The organism is Acidipropionibacterium timonense, assembly GCF_900605005.1.
GTDB lineage: Bacteria > Actinomycetota > Actinomycetes > Propionibacteriales > Propionibacteriaceae > Cutibacterium > Cutibacterium timonense.
Genome location: NZ_LR027558.1, coordinates 2,190,998 through 2,208,383 on the forward strand (window position 1 = coordinate 2,190,998; position 17,386 = coordinate 2,208,383).

The 17,386-nt window shown below is 71.2% G+C and carries 15 protein-coding genes and 1 riboswitch; of the genes, 5 read left to right on the forward strand and 10 right to left on the reverse strand.

Annotation, left to right across the window (positions count from 1 at the left end):
* Window positions 1-14 precede the first annotated feature (14 nt).
* Window positions 15-791 carry a phosphate ABC transporter ATP-binding protein PstB gene (pstB, locus tag E0E30_RS10325; RefSeq protein ID WP_130866200.1) on the forward strand — a complete coding sequence of 259 codons (777 nt, stop codon included), beginning with the start codon at window positions 15-17 and terminating at the stop codon, window positions 789-791.
* A gap of 105 nt (window positions 792-896) precedes the next feature.
* On the opposite strand, the gene E0E30_RS10330 is transcribed toward pstB, so the two are convergent.
* The 4 genes from E0E30_RS10330 to E0E30_RS10345 form a co-directional block, all read right to left on the reverse strand.
* Window positions 897-1,919, reverse strand: a complete 1,023-nt coding sequence (locus E0E30_RS10330) for an ABC transporter substrate-binding protein (protein WP_210115818.1) — start codon at window positions 1,917-1,919, stop codon at window positions 897-899.
* A complete protein-coding gene (locus tag E0E30_RS10335; protein ID WP_130866202.1) occupies window positions 1,916-2,749 on the reverse strand; it encodes an ABC transporter ATP-binding protein in 834 nt (277 codons plus the stop codon). Before E0E30_RS10335 ends, E0E30_RS10330 begins: the two co-directional genes overlap by 4 nt.
* A 1-nt stretch (window position 2,750) precedes the next feature.
* The gene (locus tag E0E30_RS10340) at window positions 2,751-3,785 is read right to left on the reverse strand and encodes a FecCD family ABC transporter permease (protein WP_130866203.1); all 1,035 of its coding nucleotides are present in this window, start codon (window positions 3,783-3,785) and stop codon (window positions 2,751-2,753) included.
* A 27-nt stretch (window positions 3,786-3,812) separates the two neighbouring features.
* Window positions 3,813-3,977, reverse strand: a riboswitch (cobalamin riboswitch).
* A gap of 202 nt (window positions 3,978-4,179) precedes the next feature.
* A complete protein-coding gene (locus E0E30_RS10345) occupies window positions 4,180-5,577 on the reverse strand; it encodes a mycothione reductase (RefSeq protein ID WP_130866204.1) in 1,398 nt (465 codons plus the stop codon).
* Window positions 5,578-5,969: 392 nt separating this feature from the next.
* Between E0E30_RS10345 and E0E30_RS13940 the strand changes: the two genes are divergently transcribed.
* The 4 genes from E0E30_RS13940 (at window position 5,970) to E0E30_RS10365 (ending at window position 11,203) form a co-directional block, all read left to right on the forward strand.
* The gene (locus tag E0E30_RS13940) at window positions 5,970-6,668 is read left to right on the forward strand and encodes a DUF5134 domain-containing protein (RefSeq protein ID WP_130866205.1); all 699 of its coding nucleotides are present in this window, start codon (window positions 5,970-5,972) and stop codon (window positions 6,666-6,668) included.
* 244 nt (window positions 6,669-6,912) lie between these two features.
* Entirely contained in the window at window positions 6,913-8,814 is a 1,902-nt protein-coding gene (gene ilvD / locus E0E30_RS10355; RefSeq protein WP_130866206.1) for a dihydroxy-acid dehydratase, read from the forward strand.
* Window positions 8,811-10,325, forward strand: coding sequence for a threonine ammonia-lyase, biosynthetic (gene ilvA, locus E0E30_RS10360; protein ID WP_130866207.1), 1,515 nt, complete (start codon window positions 8,811-8,813; stop codon window positions 10,323-10,325). The genes ilvD and ilvA overlap by 4 nt, the downstream gene beginning before the upstream one ends.
* A 50-nt stretch (window positions 10,326-10,375) precedes the next feature.
* On the forward strand, window positions 10,376-11,203 hold the full coding sequence (locus E0E30_RS10365) for an SDR family NAD(P)-dependent oxidoreductase (RefSeq protein WP_130866208.1): 828 nt from the start codon (window positions 10,376-10,378) through the stop codon (window positions 11,201-11,203).
* A 49-nt stretch (window positions 11,204-11,252) separates the two neighbouring features.
* Here the strand turns inward: E0E30_RS10365 and E0E30_RS10370 are convergent, their stop codons facing one another.
* The 6 genes from E0E30_RS10370 to E0E30_RS10395 form a co-directional block, all read right to left on the reverse strand.
* Entirely contained in the window at window positions 11,253-12,731 is a 1,479-nt protein-coding gene (locus E0E30_RS10370) for a GerMN domain-containing protein (RefSeq protein ID WP_130866209.1), read from the reverse strand.
* Window positions 12,732-12,745: 14 nt separating this feature from the next.
* Window positions 12,746-13,762, reverse strand: coding sequence for a c-type cytochrome biogenesis protein CcsB (ccsB, locus tag E0E30_RS10375; protein ID WP_130866210.1), 1,017 nt, complete (start codon window positions 13,760-13,762; stop codon window positions 12,746-12,748).
* Window positions 13,759-15,324 carry a cytochrome c biogenesis protein ResB gene (resB, locus tag E0E30_RS10380; protein ID WP_130866211.1) on the reverse strand — a complete coding sequence of 522 codons (1,566 nt, stop codon included), beginning with the start codon at window positions 15,322-15,324 and terminating at the stop codon, window positions 13,759-13,761. The genes ccsB and resB overlap by 4 nt, the downstream gene beginning before the upstream one ends.
* Window positions 15,324-16,049, reverse strand: a complete 726-nt coding sequence (locus E0E30_RS10385) for a cytochrome c biogenesis CcdA family protein (protein WP_130866857.1) — start codon at window positions 16,047-16,049, stop codon at window positions 15,324-15,326. The genes resB and E0E30_RS10385 overlap by 1 nt, the downstream gene beginning before the upstream one ends.
* Window positions 16,050-16,117: 68 nt before the next feature.
* Complete coding sequence (locus E0E30_RS10390; RefSeq protein ID WP_130866212.1) at window positions 16,118-16,681, reverse strand: TlpA family protein disulfide reductase; 564 nt, start codon at window positions 16,679-16,681, stop codon at window positions 16,118-16,120.
* On the reverse strand, window positions 16,678-17,355 hold the full coding sequence (locus tag E0E30_RS10395; protein WP_130866213.1) for a histidine phosphatase family protein: 678 nt from the start codon (window positions 17,353-17,355) through the stop codon (window positions 16,678-16,680). Before E0E30_RS10395 ends, E0E30_RS10390 begins: the two co-directional genes overlap by 4 nt.
* Window positions 17,356-17,386: the final 31 nt, after the last annotated feature.

The window sequence follows — 17,386 nt, forward strand, 5'->3', positions numbered from 1 at the left end:
CGAGCTGAACACACATGGCCAAGCGGATCGAGGTCAAGGACCTCAACATCTACTACGGCGACTTCCATGCCGTCGACTCGGTGAACTTCACCGTCGAGCCGCGAACTGTCACCGCCTTCATCGGACCCTCCGGCTGCGGCAAGTCGACGGTGCTGCGCACCCTCAACCGCATGCACGAGGTCATCCCCGGCGCCTACTGCAAGGGCCACGTCCTTCTCGACGGGGTCGACCTCTACGGCAAGGGGGTCGACCCGGTCGCCGTGCGGCGCAACATCGGGATGGTCTTCCAGCGGGCCAACCCCTTCCCGGCGATGTCGATCCGCGACAACGTCGTGGCGGGGCTGCGACTCAACGGCGTCAAGGACAAGAAGAGCCTCGACGAGGTGTGCGAGAAGGCCCTGCGCGGGGCCAATCTGTGGGACGAGGTCAAGGACCGGCTCGACCGGTCCGGCGCCTCCCTGTCGGGCGGTCAGCAGCAGCGTCTGTGCATCGCCCGGGCCACCGCCGTCGAGCCCGAGGTGCTCCTCATGGACGAGCCCTGCTCGGCCCTCGACCCCATCTCGACCCTGGCCATCGAGGACCTCATCGGTGAGCTCAAGGAACGCTTCACCGTGGTCATCGTCACCCACAACATGCAGCAGGCGGCCCGCGTCTCCGACCAGACCGCGTTCTTCAACCTGCGCGCCCAGGGCGAGCCCGGCCACCTTGTCGAGATCGACACGACCGACAAGATCTTCTCCAACCCCAAGGAGAAGGCCACCGAGGACTACATCTCGGGTCGATTCGGCTGATCCTTCCCCGGCCCCGGGGTCCGTGACGTCAGGAGGGCCCCCGCTGGAGCGGGGGCCCTCCTGACGTCGGTCGTGCGGGAGAGCGACCCCGCACGACCGGTCCGTTCAGGATTTCTGCTCGAGCAACCTGTGGAGTTCCTTCGCTCCCTCGAGCGACAGCGGGGTCGGCGGATCGGTGAGGGCGAAGGGCATGGCGACGACGTGACCGGCCTTGACGGCGCGGAGACTGGACGCCCCCTTGAACCCGAGGAAGGCCGGGGTGACCTTGTCCACCGCCCCGGTCTGCGCCAGCAGGACGATCCACTCCGGATCGCGCTTGAGGACGTCCTCCATCGTCGCGTCGAAGACCCGCTTGGACTGGTCCCCGTAGACGTTGGTCAGACCATTGGCCTCGAAGATCGGTTGCACCATGCTCGAGGACCCGTAGGTGTAGAACGTCGAGGCCCCGGGGTCGATCCAGAACGCCGCTGCGCTCCCCCGCCGGGTCGCCGACCTCGTCAGGGCCGTCTCATCGGCGGCCAGTTGGGCGTTGACCTTCCTCGCCCGGTCCTGGACACCGAAGATCTGCGCGACCTTGGTCACCTCGTCCCTGGCCAGCCCGAAGGTCGCCCTGGCGGCGCTGGGCGACTCGCACCAGGCATCGGGGGAGTAGAGCTTGATCCCGGACCGGCGCAGCGCGTCCCGGTCGACCCCGCTGTCGTAGCCGATGACGAGATCGGCGCGGCTGGCGACGATCGTCTCGGTGGAGATCCGGGCCCCGCCCGTGGCGAGTTTGGTGGAGGAGACCACCGGGATGGCCTTGAGCCTGGCCGCGGTGGCGGAGTCGTGGTTCTCGGTCTTGAGCGGGCCGGCCCGCCCCACAACGGAGTCGAGCAGTCCGGGCTTCGCCATGACCGAGACATCGGTCTCGCTCATGAGGATGACCCTCCTCGGGGCACTGGTGAAGGTGAGCTTCTCCGTGCAGCTCATGACGGTACGGGCCGGGCCGGCGGTGGCCGAGCCGGAGCTCGCACTCGTCGTCGCCGTCGTGGAGGTCCCACCACAGGCGCACATGCCCACGGCCGTCCCGGTCGCCACGAGCGCGGCCAGCAGCCGCCGGCCCCGTCGGATCCATCGTCGGTCGTTCATCGTTCTCCCATCGTTCGTGAGGGCCGGCCCCCTGTCGGGCCGGAGGTCGTGGTCGGGAAGCCCGGCGGTTCCTCGTCGAGGGCGTCGAAGAAGAGGCGGGCCCGACCGGCCACGTCGACCCGGTGCACCCTCACCCGGTACACCCCGGTGAGCAGTTCCGGGTCGAGAACGTCATCGGTCGGCCCGGATGCCACGACTCGTCCTCGGTCCAGGAGGATGAGGTCATCGCACAGGCTGGCGGCGAGATTGAGGTCGTGGAGCACGACGACGGTCGTGGCGGCGATCCCGCGCACCAGGTGCAGCAAGGCGAACTGGTGCTGCAGGTCGAGGTGGTTCGTCGGTTCGTCGAGCAGGAGGTGGTCGGCGTCCTGGACGATGGCCCGGGCGATGAGCGCCCGTTGCCGTTCACCCCCGGAGACCTGGGTGATGAGACGGTCGGCCAGGGCGGTCAGATCGACCCGGTCCAGGGCCCGGTCGACCAGGATCCGGTCGGCGTCATCGCCGTAGGCCACCAGGCTACGGTGAGCCAGCCGCCCCAGGGTGACGACCTCCCGCACCGACAGGGGAAGGACGGCGTCACGGTCCTGGTTGACGACGGCGATCGACCGTGCGATCCCACGACGTGTCATCGACCTGAGATCGAGCCCGTCGACGACCACCCGTCCCTCGTCGGCACGCAGCGCCCCGTGGAGGGCCTCGACGAGGGTCGTCTTCCCGGCTCCGTTGGGCCCGACGATCCCGACGACGCGTCCCCCGCGAGCGGTGAGCTCGACGTGGTCGATGACGACCCTGCCACCACGCCTGATGACGACATCCTCTGCTGTGAGCATCTCAGCGGGCCGTCCCGAGTCGTCCGACCATGAGCAGGAGGAAGGGCGCCCCGAGCAGGCCGGTCACCACCCCCACCGGCAACTCGGAGGGGCTGAAGAGGGTCCGCGAGAGGGTGTCGGCCCCCACGAGGAAGATCGCCCCGCCGAGGGCTGCCGAGATGATGAGCCCGCGGTGGCCGTGCCCGGTCCAGGCCCGCATGAGGTGCGGGATGATGAGGCCGACGAAGCCGATCCCACCGATGAGGGCGACGACGACGGCCACCGCCGAGGAGAGGGGCACGAGGAGCAGGCAGCGGGTGCGGACGGGGTCGATCCCCAACGCCAGGGCGCTGCGATCCCCTCCGGCCAGGGCGTCGAGCCACGGGGCGCACCACCACAGCAGGGCGACCGTCACCAGGGCTACGAGGAGGATCCAGCAACTCTGCGTCCAGTCGACCTTCGACAACGATCCGAGCATCCAGAACATCACCGATCGCGCGGCCTCCGGTGAGTCCGAGGAGAAGATGACGAGGTTCGTCAGGGTTTGGAAGATGAAGCCGACCGCCAACCCGGCCAGGACGAGGGTGAGCGTCGTCCCGCCGGACCGACCGCCGACAGCCATGACCAGTGCGGTGGCGACGAGGGCCCCGACGCAGGCCAGCGAGGCGACCGCCGGGGTGCTCTGCAGCCCCAGGAGGATGATTCCCGCGGCGGCGCCGGTCGATGCTCCCGAGCTCACCCCGAGGACGTACGGCTCGGCCAGGGGGTTGCGGACGATGGCCTGGAGTCCGACTCCCGCGACGGCCAGGACCGCCCCGGTGCCGATCCCGGCCAGGATCCGCGGCATGCGGTTGGTCCAGATGATGGCGTCGAGGACGGGATCACCGGCGTCCCGCAGGCCGAGGTGGGATGCCAGGACGTCGACGACGTCGCGCACCGGGACGGCCGCAGCGCCGAAGGCGATGCTCGCCAGCGGCGTGAGGAACAGGAGGAGGACCAGGAGACCGATGCGCAGGCGCCGGACGTGGGCGACGTGGGTGGACAAGACGACAACCATCCCCGGTAGGGGCCGATTCGCGCGGCCGCGGACAGACGACGTCCAGCAGGTCTTCGGACTCGGCTTCCTCCGGCCGGGCGCCTTCCCGAGGATGGTCTCCCCAGTGGCCTGCTGCCCGCCGTCCACCTCACCGCTGCGCGTCAGTCCCGGAGTCCCACCGGGTTCCCTGTCGCTGGACGTGGCACACGATACCGCGTGCGCATGCGCGGCATGCAGGCACCCCGGTCATCGGGGAGGGCCGCCACGATTCCCCGCGCAACTCCAACGCCCGTCAGTCACGGCCCGGTCAGAGCCGGTTGCGCGGAAGCCCGGTCAGTTGCGCGGGGAATCGTGGCGGTGGCATCGCGCGACGGGCCCCATGGGGGCCCCACCGAGGCGCCCATGGGCCTCGCACTCAGGCGGTTCGGGCGGCGTCGACCAGCCCGAGCAGGGCGTTCTCGACCACCTCGGGCAGGGCCGGGTGGATCCAGTACTGCCCGCGGGCCATCTCCTGCGGCTCGATGCCGAAGCTCATCGCCGTGATGAGCGGCTGGATGATCGAGGCCGCCTGGGGACCGATGACGTGGGCGCCGAGCAGCCGACCCGTGCCCGGCTCCCCCAGCAGCTTGACGCAGTGCCCGGTGTCCTCGAGGGCCCAGCCGTAGGCGACGTCGGCGTACTCCTGGAGGTAGGAGACGAAGGGGGTCTCCGACTGGCGCAGGTCCTGCTCGGTGCGTCCCACCGAGGCCACCTGGGGGTCGCTGAAGACCGCGTGCGGGACGAACCGGTGGTCCGAACTCACCAGGTCGTCCGGATGGAGCAGGTTGTGGGCGACGACCCGCGCCTCGGCATTGGCGACGTGCTTGAGTTCCCAGTGGGAGCAGACGTCACCGAGGGCCCAGATGTGCGGCTGGCTCGTGCGCTGGTGCTCGTCGACGACGACGAACCCGCGCTCGTCGACGCGCACCCCGGCAGCGCGCAGGTTGAGCCGGTCACCGTTGGGCACCCGCCCGGTGGCGTTGAGGACGATGTCGGCCGGGTACTCGTACCCGACCCCGTACTGGTCGACCGTCTCGACGACGAGGTGGCCACCCGGGTCGCGTCCGACGCCGACGAGCTGCTCGTTCATCCGCAGCGACACCGACCACGACAGCTGCTCGGTGAACCTCCGCGAGATCTCGTCGTCCTCCCGGCGCAGCATCCGGCCCGACCGGTTGACGACGGTGACCTTGCTGCCCAGGGCCGAGAAGACGTGGGCGAACTCGGCGGCGATGAACCCACCGCCGAGGATGACGAGTCGGTCGGGGCGCTCGTCCAACCGCAGGATCTGGTCGGAGGTGAGCACCTTGTCGACCCACCGCTCGTCGTCGATCCCCGGCACGTCGGGGACCCGGGGCCGCGATCCGGCGGCCAGGACGATCTGGTCGGCGCTGATCTGCTGCCCGCCGACCGTGAGGGTGTGCGGGTCGACGAAGGAGGCCTCGTCCTCGTACAGGGTGAGGTTGTCCTGGCAGCGACGGTACTGCCGCCCGGCCACCGAGATGGGGTCGATGCGAGTGAAGATCCGGTCCCGAATGGCCCGCCAGTCGGCGCCGTGGAACTCCAGGTCGACACCGAGCCGCCCGGCGACGTCGACCCCGGCCGCCATGTCGGCCGGCAGCACCCACATCTTCGAGGGGATGCACCCGGCGTTGAGACAGGTGCCCCCGAAGGTGCCCGCGTCGATGAGGGCGACCCGCTTGTCGGCGAAGTCGTCGCCGGGGATGGTGTTCCCCGAGCCGGACCCGATGATGGCGACGTCGTAGTGCTCCATGGGCACAGTCTTCCACGCGGCCTCCGGCAGGGTGGGGACCGGCCGGGCGACGTCGGCCCAGTGGCCCCCGGGCGCGGGCGCGGCCTCGGAGGTCACTGGACGGCACGGGTCCACGCATCGACCGGACGGCGCGGGGCCGCAGGCCGACGGGACGGCGCGGGGCCGCAGGCCGACGGGACGGCACGGGGCCGCAGGGCCCGCTAGACTGCGGGCCGCGACCGCACCAGGGTCCGCCGGCCGGGGTCACCCCGCGCCGGACCACCCCCAGCGACCGCCCACCTGCGGATCCACCGCAGGACCCATACGTGCCCACCGCGGGTCTGACCACAGGTCTGCCCTCGGTCCGGTGAATGCCGTCGTCCGGCGTCGCCGGACCCTGCACCGAGAGCACCATGTTCACCCTCACCGCCAACCCTGTCACCTTCGTCGGCCTGCTCATCCTCTTCGCCTGGTCGATCCTCTGGAGTCTGCGCGACGTCGTCCGGGCGACGACCCTCGTCCAGCGCATCTCCAGCCTCATCCACCTCGTCATGGCCGCGACGATGCTCGCCATGGTGCCCCGCTCCTGGTGGCACCTCGGCTCCTCGGGCCACACCGTCGTCGTCGTCCTCTACGCCGTCTTCACCGCCTGGATGCTGGCCATGGCCCTGTGGCGTCCGTCGTGGGCTGCCTGGGGGCACGTCGGCATGTTCGCCGCCATGGTGTGGCACCTGTCTGCGATGCGCACCATGCACCGGGCCATGTCGTCCATGACCAGCACCGCCATGGGCGGCATGGGACACGACATGAAGTCCGGCATGGGCGGGTCGGGCCACATGTCCGGCTCGATGTCCGCCCTGCACAGCTACGCGGTGGTCGGCATCCCGCTCATGCTCGTCCTGCTGGCCATCGCCGTCGTCGGGGCGAGGCGGGCGATCACCGGGCGTCCCGAACACCACGCCCACGCCCCGTTGTGCCACGTCGTCGCCACCTCCCCGATGACCGCCCGACTGTCCGGGCTGGCCGATCTGGCCATGGGGTTCGGCATGGCGTGGATGAGCACCGGCCTGGTCGCCCCGATCCTGCCGTTCATGGGCCACCTCCATCCCTGACGCCGCAGGCCCGGCACACCGGTCCGGGTCCGGGCCCCGGAAGGACGGCGTCTCACCCAGTGACCACGAACCTTCCGGGGTCCGGACCGCGGCGATACCCTTCGGACATGACCATCGGTCTGCTCATCATTGATCGGCGCGCGGCCCTGTAAGCCCCCGTCGACCTCGACCGCGCGCCCTCCCCCATCGGGAGGGCGTCGTCGTCTGAGGAGCCACTGCAGCTGACCCGTCCCGAGGAGGCCCCATGCCCGTCCTGCGTTCCGCCACCAGCACCTCCGGCCGCGCCATGGCCGGCGCCCGCGCCCTGTGGCGCGCCACCGGCACCGGACCGGACGACTTCGGCAAGCCCATCGTCGCCATCGCCAACTCCTTCACCCAGTTCGTCCCCGGCCACGTCGGCCTGCGTGACGTCGGCCGTATAGTCGCCGACGAGGTCCGGGCCGCCGGCGGCGTCCCCAAGGAGTTCAACACCATCGCCGTCGACGACGGCATCGCCATGGGTCACGACGGGATGCTCTACTCGCTGCCCAGCCGCGAACTCATCGCCGACTCGGTGGAGTACATGGTCAATGCCCACTGCGCCGACGCCCTGGTGTGCATCTCGAACTGCGACAAGATCACCCCCGGCATGCTCATGGCCGCCCTGCGCCTCGACATCCCGGTGGTCTTCGTCTCCGGAGGACCCATGGAGGCCGGCAGGGCCGCACTGTCCCAGGGCGATCGCAAGCTCGACCTCATCGACGTCATGGTGGCCGCCGGCGACGAGAGCACCGACGACGCCGACGTCGACCTCATGGAGTCGGCCGCCTGCCCCACCTGTGGGTCGTGCTCGGGCATGTTCACCGCCAACTCGATGAACTGCCTCACCGAGGCCCTCGGCCTGTCGCTGCCCGGCAACGGCACCCTGCTGGCGACCCACGCCGACCGTCGCACGCTCTTCGAGGAGGCCGGACGGCGGGCCGTCGAGCTGGCCCATCGCTGGTACGACGAGGACGACCCCTCCGTCCTGCCGCGGTCCATCGCCTCCAAGGCCGCCTTCTGCAACGCCATGAGCCTGGACATCGCCATGGGCGGGTCGACGAACACCGTCCTGCACCTGCTGGCGGCCGCCCAGGAGGCCGGTGTCGACTTCACCATGGCCGACATCGACGCCCTCTCCCGCAAGGTGCCGCACCTGTGCAAGGTCGCGCCGTCGACGAACCTCTTCCACGTCGAGGACGTCCACCGCGCCGGCGGGGTGCTCGGCATCCTCGCCGAGCTCGACCGGGCCGGCCTGCTCGACACCTCCACCTCGACGGTCTGGTCGGCCGCCGACGGCTCCCCGGCCACCCTGGCCGACGAGCTGGCGGCCCACGACCTCCTGGGCTCCCCCTCCGAGCAGGTGCGGACCCTCTACGCGGCCGCCCCGGGCGGCGTCCGCACGACCGAGATGTTCTCCCAGTCCAGCCGCTGGCAGAGCCTCGACACGGACCGGGAGAGCGGCTGCATCCGTGATCTCGCCCATGCCTACTCGGCCGACGGCGGCCTGGCGGTGCTCTTCGGCAACATCGCCGAGCGCGGCTGCATCGTCAAGACCGCCGGGGTGGACTCCTCCATCCTCACCTTCAGCGGACCGGCCGTCGTCTTCGAGTCCCAGGACGACGCCGTCACCGGCATCCTCGGACGCCAGGTCAAGGCCGGGGACGTCGTCGTCATCCGGCACGAGGGGCCCAAGGGAGGCCCCGGGATGCAGGAGATGCTCTACCCCACGAGCTACCTCAAGTCGATGCACCTGGGCAAGGAGTGCGCGCTGCTCACCGACGGCCGCTTCTCCGGCGGCACCTCGGGGCTGAGCATCGGGCACGTCTCCCCCGAGGCTGCCTCCGGCGGCCTCATCGGGCTGGTCCGCGACGGGGACACCATCCGCATCGACATTCCGAACCGGACCATCGGCCTCGACGTCGACGATGCCGAACTCGGGCGACGCCGGGCCGAGGAGGAGGCCCGTGGCCAGGCAGCCTGGACCCCGCACTCCCCCCGCCCTCGCGCCGTCTCGACCGCCCTGCGCGCCTACGGGATGCTCGCCTCCTCCGCCGACCGCGGCGGGGTGCGCGACCTGTCCCTCGTCCGGCCGGCCCAGGCCACCCAGCCGCAGGAGCGCTCGTGACCCCCCAGGAGTATCTGCGCGCCGTGCTGCGCGCCCCCGTCTACGAGGTCGCCGTCAAGACCCCGCTCGATCCCATGCCGGCCCTGTCGGCACGTCTGGGCAACACCGTCCTGCTCAAACGGGAGGACCGCCAGCCGGTCCACTCCTTCAAGATCCGCGGGGCCTACAACCGGATGCGCCACCTCTCGGCGGACGAGCAGGCGGCCGGCGTCGTCACCGCGTCAGCGGGCAACCACGCCCAGGGAGTGGCGCTGTCAGGGGCCCGGCTGGGGATGCGCGCGGTCATCGTCATGCCGGTGACCACCCCCTCCATCAAGGTCGACGCCGTCCGGGCCCTCGGCGGCGAGGTCGTCCTCCACGGGCAGACCTTCGATGCCGCCAAGACGCGCGCCCTCGAGCTGGCCCGGACCGAGGGCCTCACCTTCGTCGCCCCCTTCGACGACCCCCTCGTCATCGCCGGTCAGGGCACGATCGGCCTCGAGCTCGTCCAGGACGACGCCCGCCTCGACGCCGTCTTCGTGCCGGTGGGCGGAGGCGGGCTGGCCGCCGGGATCGCGGTGCTCGTCAAGCAGCTCATGCCCGAGGTCGCCGTCATCGGGGTGGAGCCCGAGGAGTCGGCCTGCCTGGCCGCCGCACTCGAGGCCGGTCACCCGGTGACCCTCGACCGGGTCTCCCTCTTCGCCGAGGGCGTCGCGGTGGCACGGGTCGGTGACGAGACCTTCCGGGTGCTCTCCGAGTGTCTCGACGACGTGGTCACCGTATCCTCCGACCAGATCAGCGCGGCGGTCAAGGACATCTTCGACGACACCCGCGCCGTCGCCGAACCCGCCGGGGCTGTCGGCCTGGCCGGGCTCAAGAAGTACTCCCGGCAGCACGGGTGGCAGGGCAAGCGCCTGGCCACGGTGCTGTCCGGGGCGAACCTCAACTTCGGGTCGCTGCGGTACATCGCGGAGCGGGCCGAGCTCGGCGCCCAGCGGGAGGGTCTCTTCGGCGTCGCGATCCCCGAGCGTCCCGGGGCCTTCCTCGACTTCTGCCGGGTACTCGGCGACCGGATGGTCACCGAGTTCAACTATCGGCTGGCCGACTCCGACGTGGCGACGATCTTCGTCGGCACCGAGCTGCACTCGGACGCCGAACGCGGTGAGATCCTCGGTGCCCTGCGCAACGCCGGCTACCACGTCGTCGACCTGTCCGAGGACGAGGCGGCCAAGGCCCACGTGCGGTACATGGTCGGCGGACACCCGTCGAGGTCCGTCGGCGAGCGGGTGGCCAGCTTCGAGTTCCCGGAGTCCCACGGGGCGCTGGTGCACTTCCTCACCACCCTGGGGGCGCGCTGGAACATCTCCCTCTTCCACTACCGCAGCTTCGGGATGGACACGGGGCGGGTGCTGGCCGGGTTCGAGGGGGCGGCCGAGGATCCCGACTTCACCGACCACCTCGACCAGATCGGCTATCCGTGGAACGACGTGTCCGACTCCCCGGCGTACTCGTTCTTCCTGCGGGAGCCCTGAGCTCCGCCGGAACACTCCTGGCGCACCGGGGGTCGTGGAACACTGGCCCCATGGAGACTTCGGATCCCGCACCGCGCCATGACGCCGCGACCTCGGACGAGCGCCCGTGGGCCTTGGTGACCGGCGCCTCCGGCGGCATGGGCACCGCCTTCTGCCGGTACCTGGCCGCGCGCGGGGTCAACCTCGCGGTGACCTCGCGGCGCGCCGACGTGCTCGAGTCCCTCGCCGACGAGCTGCGGGTCGGCCATGGGGTCAAGGTCGAGGTCATCGCCTGCGACATCGCCGACCGTCAGGCCCGCCATGACCTCGTCGCCGAGCTCACCGACCGCGGGATCGGCCCCGAGACACTCATCAACAACGCCGGCTTCGGCAGCCTGGGGACGGTCACCGAGCTCGGCCCCGACGACCAGCTGGCCCAGGTCGACGTCAACTGCCAGGCGGTCGTCCATCTGTGTTCCCTCATCGTGCCGACGATGGTCCAGGCCCACCGCGGATCCGTCATCAACGTCGCCTCGACGGCCGCCTTCCAACCCCTGCCCGGGTTCGCCACCTACGCGGCGACGAAGGCCTTCGTCCTGTCGTTCACCCAGGCCCTCTGGCAGGAGACGCGCAACACCGGGGTCCGGGTGACGGCGATCTGTCCCGGTCCGACGCGCACCGGATTCTTCGACGTGGCCGGCGGTCTGCAGCCGACGGCGAGCCGCCACCCCGACCAGGTGGTGCGCACCGCCTTCGACGCCCTGGCCAGGAACCGGCCGTACGCCGTCGACGGGGCGACGAATCTCGTCGGTGCGGCGATCGGCCGCCATGCCCCCAGCTGGCTCGAGCTGCCCCTGGTCGACCGCGGGCTGCCGCGGTTGTTCCCGCGCGCCGACTGACCGGGAGCTCCCCGGCGGACCTCACCGTCAGGCGCCTCACCGGCCCGGGTCACTGGGCGCTGATGACCCGGGTGACCGTCCTCGTCCCGGCGGTGATGGCCATGAGAAGTTCGCCCTGGGGCACCTGGGCGGTGGCGCTCCATGACCGCCATCCGGCGGTCTGCTCGACCGACAGGTCGATCCCGCCCTGGGCGTGGATGGCCTTCGTCCGCACCGCTCGGATGAGGTACGACATCGAGGTGACGTCGGTCTGGGCGACGCCGCTCATCCTCAGCGTGCCCGCCCGCACGACCGCCCCGGCCTGCGGCTCGTCGATCCAGAACGGGGCACAGCGGGCGGGGCCGTCGTTGACGAAATCGGCAGCCGGCTTGCCGAGGATGGGCAGGTTGGGCGACCCGTCGACGAGGAGGCGGACCGTCTTGTTGCCGGTGCGGTCGCCGACCGCGGCCGTCGCGGTGTAGACGAGCTGACGGATGGCCGACTCCTCGGCGGTGCGGGTCCTCAACTCGGCGAAGGCCGAGGCGGAGACGTCGAGGATGATGGTGTTGCCCTTGACGACGGCGCTGTTGACCTGGCCCCCCGACCACCGCGACAGGTAGTCCGGGTCGAGCGGGACGACGTTGAGCACCGCCGCCACCGCCGTGCCCAGCCGGTCGCCCAGGGTCGGCAGGTCGCGCAGTTCGCGGTAGAGCAACCCGTCGTCGCGTCCGACGTAGTACACCGGCACGCCGGTCTGCAGGGTCGGCACCGATCCGGAGGCCTGGGGATCCGTCGTGTCCCCGTTGCGGCCGGTGGCGGCCACCTCTCCACTCGACCGGTCGCTGGACAGGCCGCCGATGAAGGGGATACCGAAACCCACCGCCAGCGCTCCCAGGGCCCCGAGGATGACACCCCGGCGTCCCGGTCGGGCCTGGTCGCGGGCGGCGTCGTGGGCGGCGGCGAGGATCTCGTCGAGCCGGTCGCCGGGTCGGATCCGCTCGGCGGCGCCCTCGAGCGCCGAGCGCAGCAGGGCCTCGGTGCGCGGGTCGTCGAGGGGCTCGCCCTCGGCCCCGTCGGAGCGCAGGGCGCGGGCCAGGGCGGTGAGCCCGTGGTCACGCATCGACCGGACCGAGCCCTCACTGATCCCCAGGCACTCGGCGCACTCGGTGTCCTCGACGTCGGCCCAGTACTGCAGGACGAGGACCTCCTGCTGCAGACGCGGCACCGAACGCAGCGCCGCCAGGACCGGGCTGGCGGACGGGTCGGTGGGGGGATCGACCTGTTCGGGGGGGAGCGGGTGCGACCTCGACCGTCGTTGCGCGGTGCGGACCCGGTTGATGACGCTCGTGCGCAGGTACTCGGCCAGGTGCTCGGCCGACCTCAACCCCGGATCGCGCCGGTAGGCCGACACGAAGGCGTCCTGGACGACCTGCTGGGCCAGGTCGGTGCGCCCCAGCAGGAGACCGGCCAACCTCACGAGGGGTCGCCACAGCTCATGGCACGCCTGGGGCAGCCAGGCGTCGCGGTCCTCGACGTCCTCGATGGTCACGGTCGGGCCAGTGCTCAGATCCCGGCGTAGGAGTGCAGCCCGCTGAAGAGCAGGTTGACGCCGACGAAGTTGAACCAGAAGCAGGCGATGCCGACGAGGGAGACGGCGGCGGCCCGTCCGCCTCGCCAGCCGGCTGTGGCGCGGGCGTGGAGGTAGCCGGCGTAGACGACCCAGGTGACCAGGGACCAGGTCTCCTTGGGGTCCCAGCCCCAGTACCGGCCCCAGGCGTACTCGGCCCAGACGGACCCGGCAGCGATGGTGAAGGTCCAGATGGCGAACCCGAAGGCGTTCGCCCGGTAGGCCAGGACGTCGATGGACCTGGCGGACGGCACCCGGGCCAGGAAGCCGGTGATCGGCGTCCCGGAGGCCTGGGAGCGACGCTCGGCGCGCGCCCGGACGAGGTTGAGCACCGAGGCCACCGCGCCGACGTTGAGGGCCGCTGCGGCCAGGCAGGCGGCGACGATGTGGATGAGGAACCACACCGAGTGCAGGGCCGGGACGAGCGGCGCGACGGCGACGTAGAGCACGGTGGCTGCCAGGCCGTTGCCGACCGCGAGCAGCAGGGTGACGCCGACACCGAGCCAGCGCACCCCGGCCCGGGCCACGAGGACGAGGTAGGCGATGACGACGAAGAGGAGTGCCGAGGTGACGAACTCGTACATGTTGCCCCAGGGCGCCCGGTGCGCCGCCAGGCCACGGCAGACGACGCCGACCGCTTGGCTGGCCGCGCCGATGACCGTGAGGTACAACCCCATCCGGCCCCAGGTCTCCGAGCGGACCCTGGCGTTGTCGGTGCGCGCGTCGTCGGCGAGGTCAGCGCCGGGTGACCACGCAGGGTCGGGCACCGTCACGTCGGTGCCGGCCCGGCCGACGCCTACCGAGGCGAACTCCCGCTCGACCACCGGCGGCTGCGCCGTGGTCTCGCCGACCCCCCTCAGGAGGGTCCATTCGGCCACGTGGGCGAGGAAGGCGAGCATGTAGACGACGGCTGCGGTGACGATGCCCAGAGCCGACAGACTCTGCACGGTCATGACTGGCCTCCCTGGCTGGACGGTGACAACACTGTATCCCGGGCTTCCCGGTCCGGTCCGAGGACGGCGTCGAGCAGCTCGGCGACGTCCTCGTCGAGTCCGGTGCGCGAATCGGCCCGGTCGAGCCCGCCGACCTCGACGAGGAGGCCGTCCTCCCCCTCGCGCGGGCGCAGCCACAGCCGCCGGGGTCGGGTGAACAGGCTCACGCACAGACCGGCGACGGCGATGAGCACGGAGGCGAAGGTGAGGGGCAGGCCAGGGGCCTGGGACACCTGGATCTTGGCCCACCGGGTCCACCCGTTGAACTCGATCGACCCCAGCCCGTCGGGCAGGGTGTAACCCTGTCCCGGGCTCAGCGCGATCCGGGTACGGTCACCGCTGGCGGTCACCGGCTTGAGCCCGGTGGTGTCGAGCACGTAGATGTTCTGCGGCCGCCCGGTCTCGGCCGCCGGCTTGCCGTACCAGGCGTTGAGGTAGAGCTGCGGGTGGTAGGCGTCCGGGAAGAGGGACTGGGGACCCCCGGCGCCGATCGTCCCGGTGGGCAGGAAGAACCCCTGGAAGGCGAGGCGGTAGGGGCGGGCGTCGAGGGCGTTGATGACCCCGGCGCTCTTGAAGTTGCCGTCCTGGGGCAGGAAGACGACGGGCCCCGAGTAGGCGACGTTCCCCTTCCCGTCGCGGACGGTGACGTCGGCGGCGTAGCCATGGCCGAGCAGGTGCACCTTGGTGCCCCCGATGGACAACGGATGGTTGACCTCGAGGGCCCTGGAGACGGTGTGACCGCCAGCGGTGAGGCTGACGACCGCCTTGAACTCGCGGGCTGCGCCACGCTGGACGGTGCCGGTCTCGAACCGGACGGTGAAGCTCTTGAGGGTCATCGAGAAGGGGGTGAGACGGTCGGTGTCGACCATGGCCCCGGCGTGGAAGTCGTCGTACTGGGTGATGGAGTTGGAGAACCCGTTGCCGACGACAACGACCGAGGTGCCCTTGTAGCCCCACAGCGAGTTCCATGCCACCCCGACGAGGATGGCGACGAGGAAGACGTGGAAGACGAGGTTGCCGGTCTCGCGGTGCAGCCCCCGTTCCGCGCGGATCGACCCGTCCTCGTCGACGACGACGCGATAGTGCCGCTTGCGCAACCACGGGCGGGCCCGTTCGACGATCTCGTCCCGGTCGGTCGAGGTGGTCGTGGCACTGGCATGGGCCGGCAGCAGGTGCAGTCGGGCGGGCACCCGCGGCGGCTCACGGCGCAAGGCGCGTACCTGGGCGATGATGCGCGGGACGATGCACCCGATGAGGCTGATGAACAGCAGGAGGTAGATCGCCGAGAACCAGGCCGAGGTGTAGACGTGGTACAGCCCGAGCCAGCGACAGATCGGGTCGAGTCGGGTGTGGCGGGCCGCGAAGTCCTGCACCTTGATGGCGCTCGAGGCGGTCTGCGGGACGATGGACCCGGGGATCGCCGCGGCGGCCAGGAGGAACAGGAGGACCAGGGCGGTCTTCATGCTCGTGAGCTGGCCCCACACCCAGCGGGCCAGGGCACGCACGCCCAGCGTGCTGGCCATCAGATCACCGCCCCGAAGCTGGCGGCCCAGGTGCGCAGCAGGGCCATGAGCTGGCCCCACAGCCCGGTGACGAGCAGGATGCCGACGACGATCATGAGCACTCCTCCGGCGATCTCGACGACCCTCTGATGGGCCTGCACGGCCCGCACCGCCCGGCCGATCCAGGCGAGGGCGGCCCCGGCGGCGATGAAGGGCACCCCCAGGCCGAGGGCGTAGCAGGCGGCGAGCACGGCTCCGCGACCGGCCGACCCCTGCGACAGGGACAACCCGTAGACGACGGTGAGGGCCGGGCCGATGCACGGCGTCCACCCCAGACCGAAGACCAGGCCGAGCACCGGGGCGGCCGCCAGCCCGGCGTCCGGCAGACGCTCGATGCGCAGTTGACCACGACCCAACGGGACGAACCCAGCGAACATGGCACCGAGGAGGATCGTCAGGCACCCGACGACGATCTCGATGGCCCGCTGGTGCGTCAGCAGGACACGACCCAGCCCACCGAGGACGGTGCCGGTGGCGACGAAGACGACGGCGAATCCCAGGACGAACAGTCCCGACCCCAGGACCATCCGGGGACGACGCCGTCCGCGTCCTGTCGTGGACCCGAGCACCTCGGCCGCCCCCAGGCCGCTGGCATAGGACAGGTATCCGGGCACGAGGGGCAGGACGCAGGGCGAGAAGAAGGACAGCAGACCGGCGAGCAGGGCCACCGGGACGGCACCGATCATCGACCCCTGGAGGACGTCGGCCGCCCAGGTCCCCAGGTCGAGCGGGACCGCGTCGAGCGGGACGGGAGTCACGACCCCTCCCCCGCGATGTCCTTGACCGCCGCGGTGAGGGTGGACGCCGTCACCTCGCCGAGGAACCGGGCGGCGACGCGCCCCTTGCGGTCGATGACGATGGTGGAGGGGATGGCCTTGGGAGGAAGGGCGCTCAGCGACAGCAGCAGTGCCCCGTCAGGGTCGTAGAAACTGGGCCAGGTCACCTTGAAGGTGCGGGTGAAGGCCTGGGCCGGACCCCGATCGAGGTCGCGGGTGTCGATCCCGTAGAAGGCCGCTGTCCCGGCGGTCGCCTTCGCCGCGGTGACCAGCTCGGGGGCCTCGTGACGGCACGGTGCACACCAGGACCCCCACACATTGACGACGACGACCTTGCCAGCGGCACCGGCCGTCGTGAGGGACTTCCCGTCCAGCCCGGTCCCGCTGAGCGTGGGCGCCTGCTGGCGATCGGCGACCGCGACCTTGGTGTACGACCCGTCTCCCCCGGCGAAGCCCTTGTCGGAGGTGGCCGACGGGGCCGAGGAGCACCCGGCCACCAGCAGGGCCACCGCCGTGGCCGCCGCGGCGAGCCGAGACCTCACGGGCGCGGCTCCGGGGCGGCGCCGGCCGAGATGTTCGCCCGGCGGGCGTGCACGGGAACCAGGTCGATGGCCGGCTCGGCGTAGTCGACGCGCACGATGCGCCCGTCGAGCACCCCGAAGCTCGTCACCGACGCCAGGGTGCACTGGCGCGATCGCGGATCGTGTGGCAGACGGCGTCCCTCGGCGGCGCAGCGGGCGATCCAGATGGGCAGCTGATGGCTGACGACGAGGGCCTCCCCGCCCTCACCGACCTCGCTGGCGGCGCGCAGCACGGCACGCGTCATCCGGGCGGCGATGGCTTGGTAGGGCTCGCCCCAGCTGGGTCGCAGGGGGTTGAGCAGCAGCTTCCAGTTGCGCGGGTCACGCAGGGCTGCGTTCCCCGGCCCGAAGACCTGTCCCTCGAAGGCGTTGGTGGCCTCGATGACGTCCTCGTCGAGCCGGACCGTCAGCTCGGGGTGGAGGGCGGCGATGGGGGCGAGGGTCTCCTGGGCGCGCTCCAGTGGTGAACTCACGAGCAGCCCCAGGGGCCGGGTGGCGAAGTACTCGGCGGCCCGAGCCGCCATGCGCCGCCCCAAGGCCGACAGGTGATAGCCGGGAAGGCGTCCGTAGAGGACCCCGGTCGGGTTGTCGACCTCACCGTGGCGAAGCAGGTGGACCGTCGTCGTCCGGCTCATCGTCATCCCTCCCGGGTGTGGGCGTACTGGC

Excerpts from the sequence above, each read along its gene's own strand:
- pstB (WP_130866200.1), top strand. The coding sequence starts at position 15 with ATGGCCAAGCGGATCGAGGTCAAGGACCTCAACATCTACTACGGCGAC.
- E0E30_RS10330 (WP_210115818.1), bottom strand. The coding sequence starts at position 1,919 with ATGAACGACCGACGATGGATCCGACGGGGCCGGCGGCTGCTGGCCGCG.
- E0E30_RS10335 (WP_130866202.1), bottom strand. The coding sequence starts at position 2,749 with ATGCTCACAGCAGAGGATGTCGTCATCAGGCGTGGTGGCAGGGTCGTC.
- E0E30_RS10340 (WP_130866203.1), bottom strand. The coding sequence starts at position 3,785 with ATGGTTGTCGTCTTGTCCACCCACGTCGCCCACGTCCGGCGCCTGCGC.
- E0E30_RS10345 (WP_130866204.1), bottom strand. The coding sequence starts at position 5,577 with ATGGAGCACTACGACGTCGCCATCATCGGGTCCGGCTCGGGGAACACC.
- E0E30_RS13940 (WP_130866205.1), top strand. The coding sequence starts at position 5,970 with ATGTTCACCCTCACCGCCAACCCTGTCACCTTCGTCGGCCTGCTCATC.
- ilvD (WP_130866206.1), top strand. The coding sequence starts at position 6,913 with ATGCCCGTCCTGCGTTCCGCCACCAGCACCTCCGGCCGCGCCATGGCC.
- E0E30_RS10365 (WP_130866208.1), top strand. The coding sequence starts at position 10,376 with ATGGAGACTTCGGATCCCGCACCGCGCCATGACGCCGCGACCTCGGAC.
- ccsB (WP_130866210.1), bottom strand. The coding sequence starts at position 13,762 with ATGACCGTGCAGAGTCTGTCGGCTCTGGGCATCGTCACCGCAGCCGTC.
- resB (WP_130866211.1), bottom strand. The coding sequence starts at position 15,324 with ATGGCCAGCACGCTGGGCGTGCGTGCCCTGGCCCGCTGGGTGTGGGGC.
- E0E30_RS10385 (WP_130866857.1), bottom strand. The coding sequence starts at position 16,049 with ATGATCGGTGCCGTCCCGGTGGCCCTGCTCGCCGGTCTGCTGTCCTTC.
- E0E30_RS10395 (WP_130866213.1), bottom strand. The coding sequence starts at position 17,355 with ATGAGCCGGACGACGACGGTCCACCTGCTTCGCCACGGTGAGGTCGAC.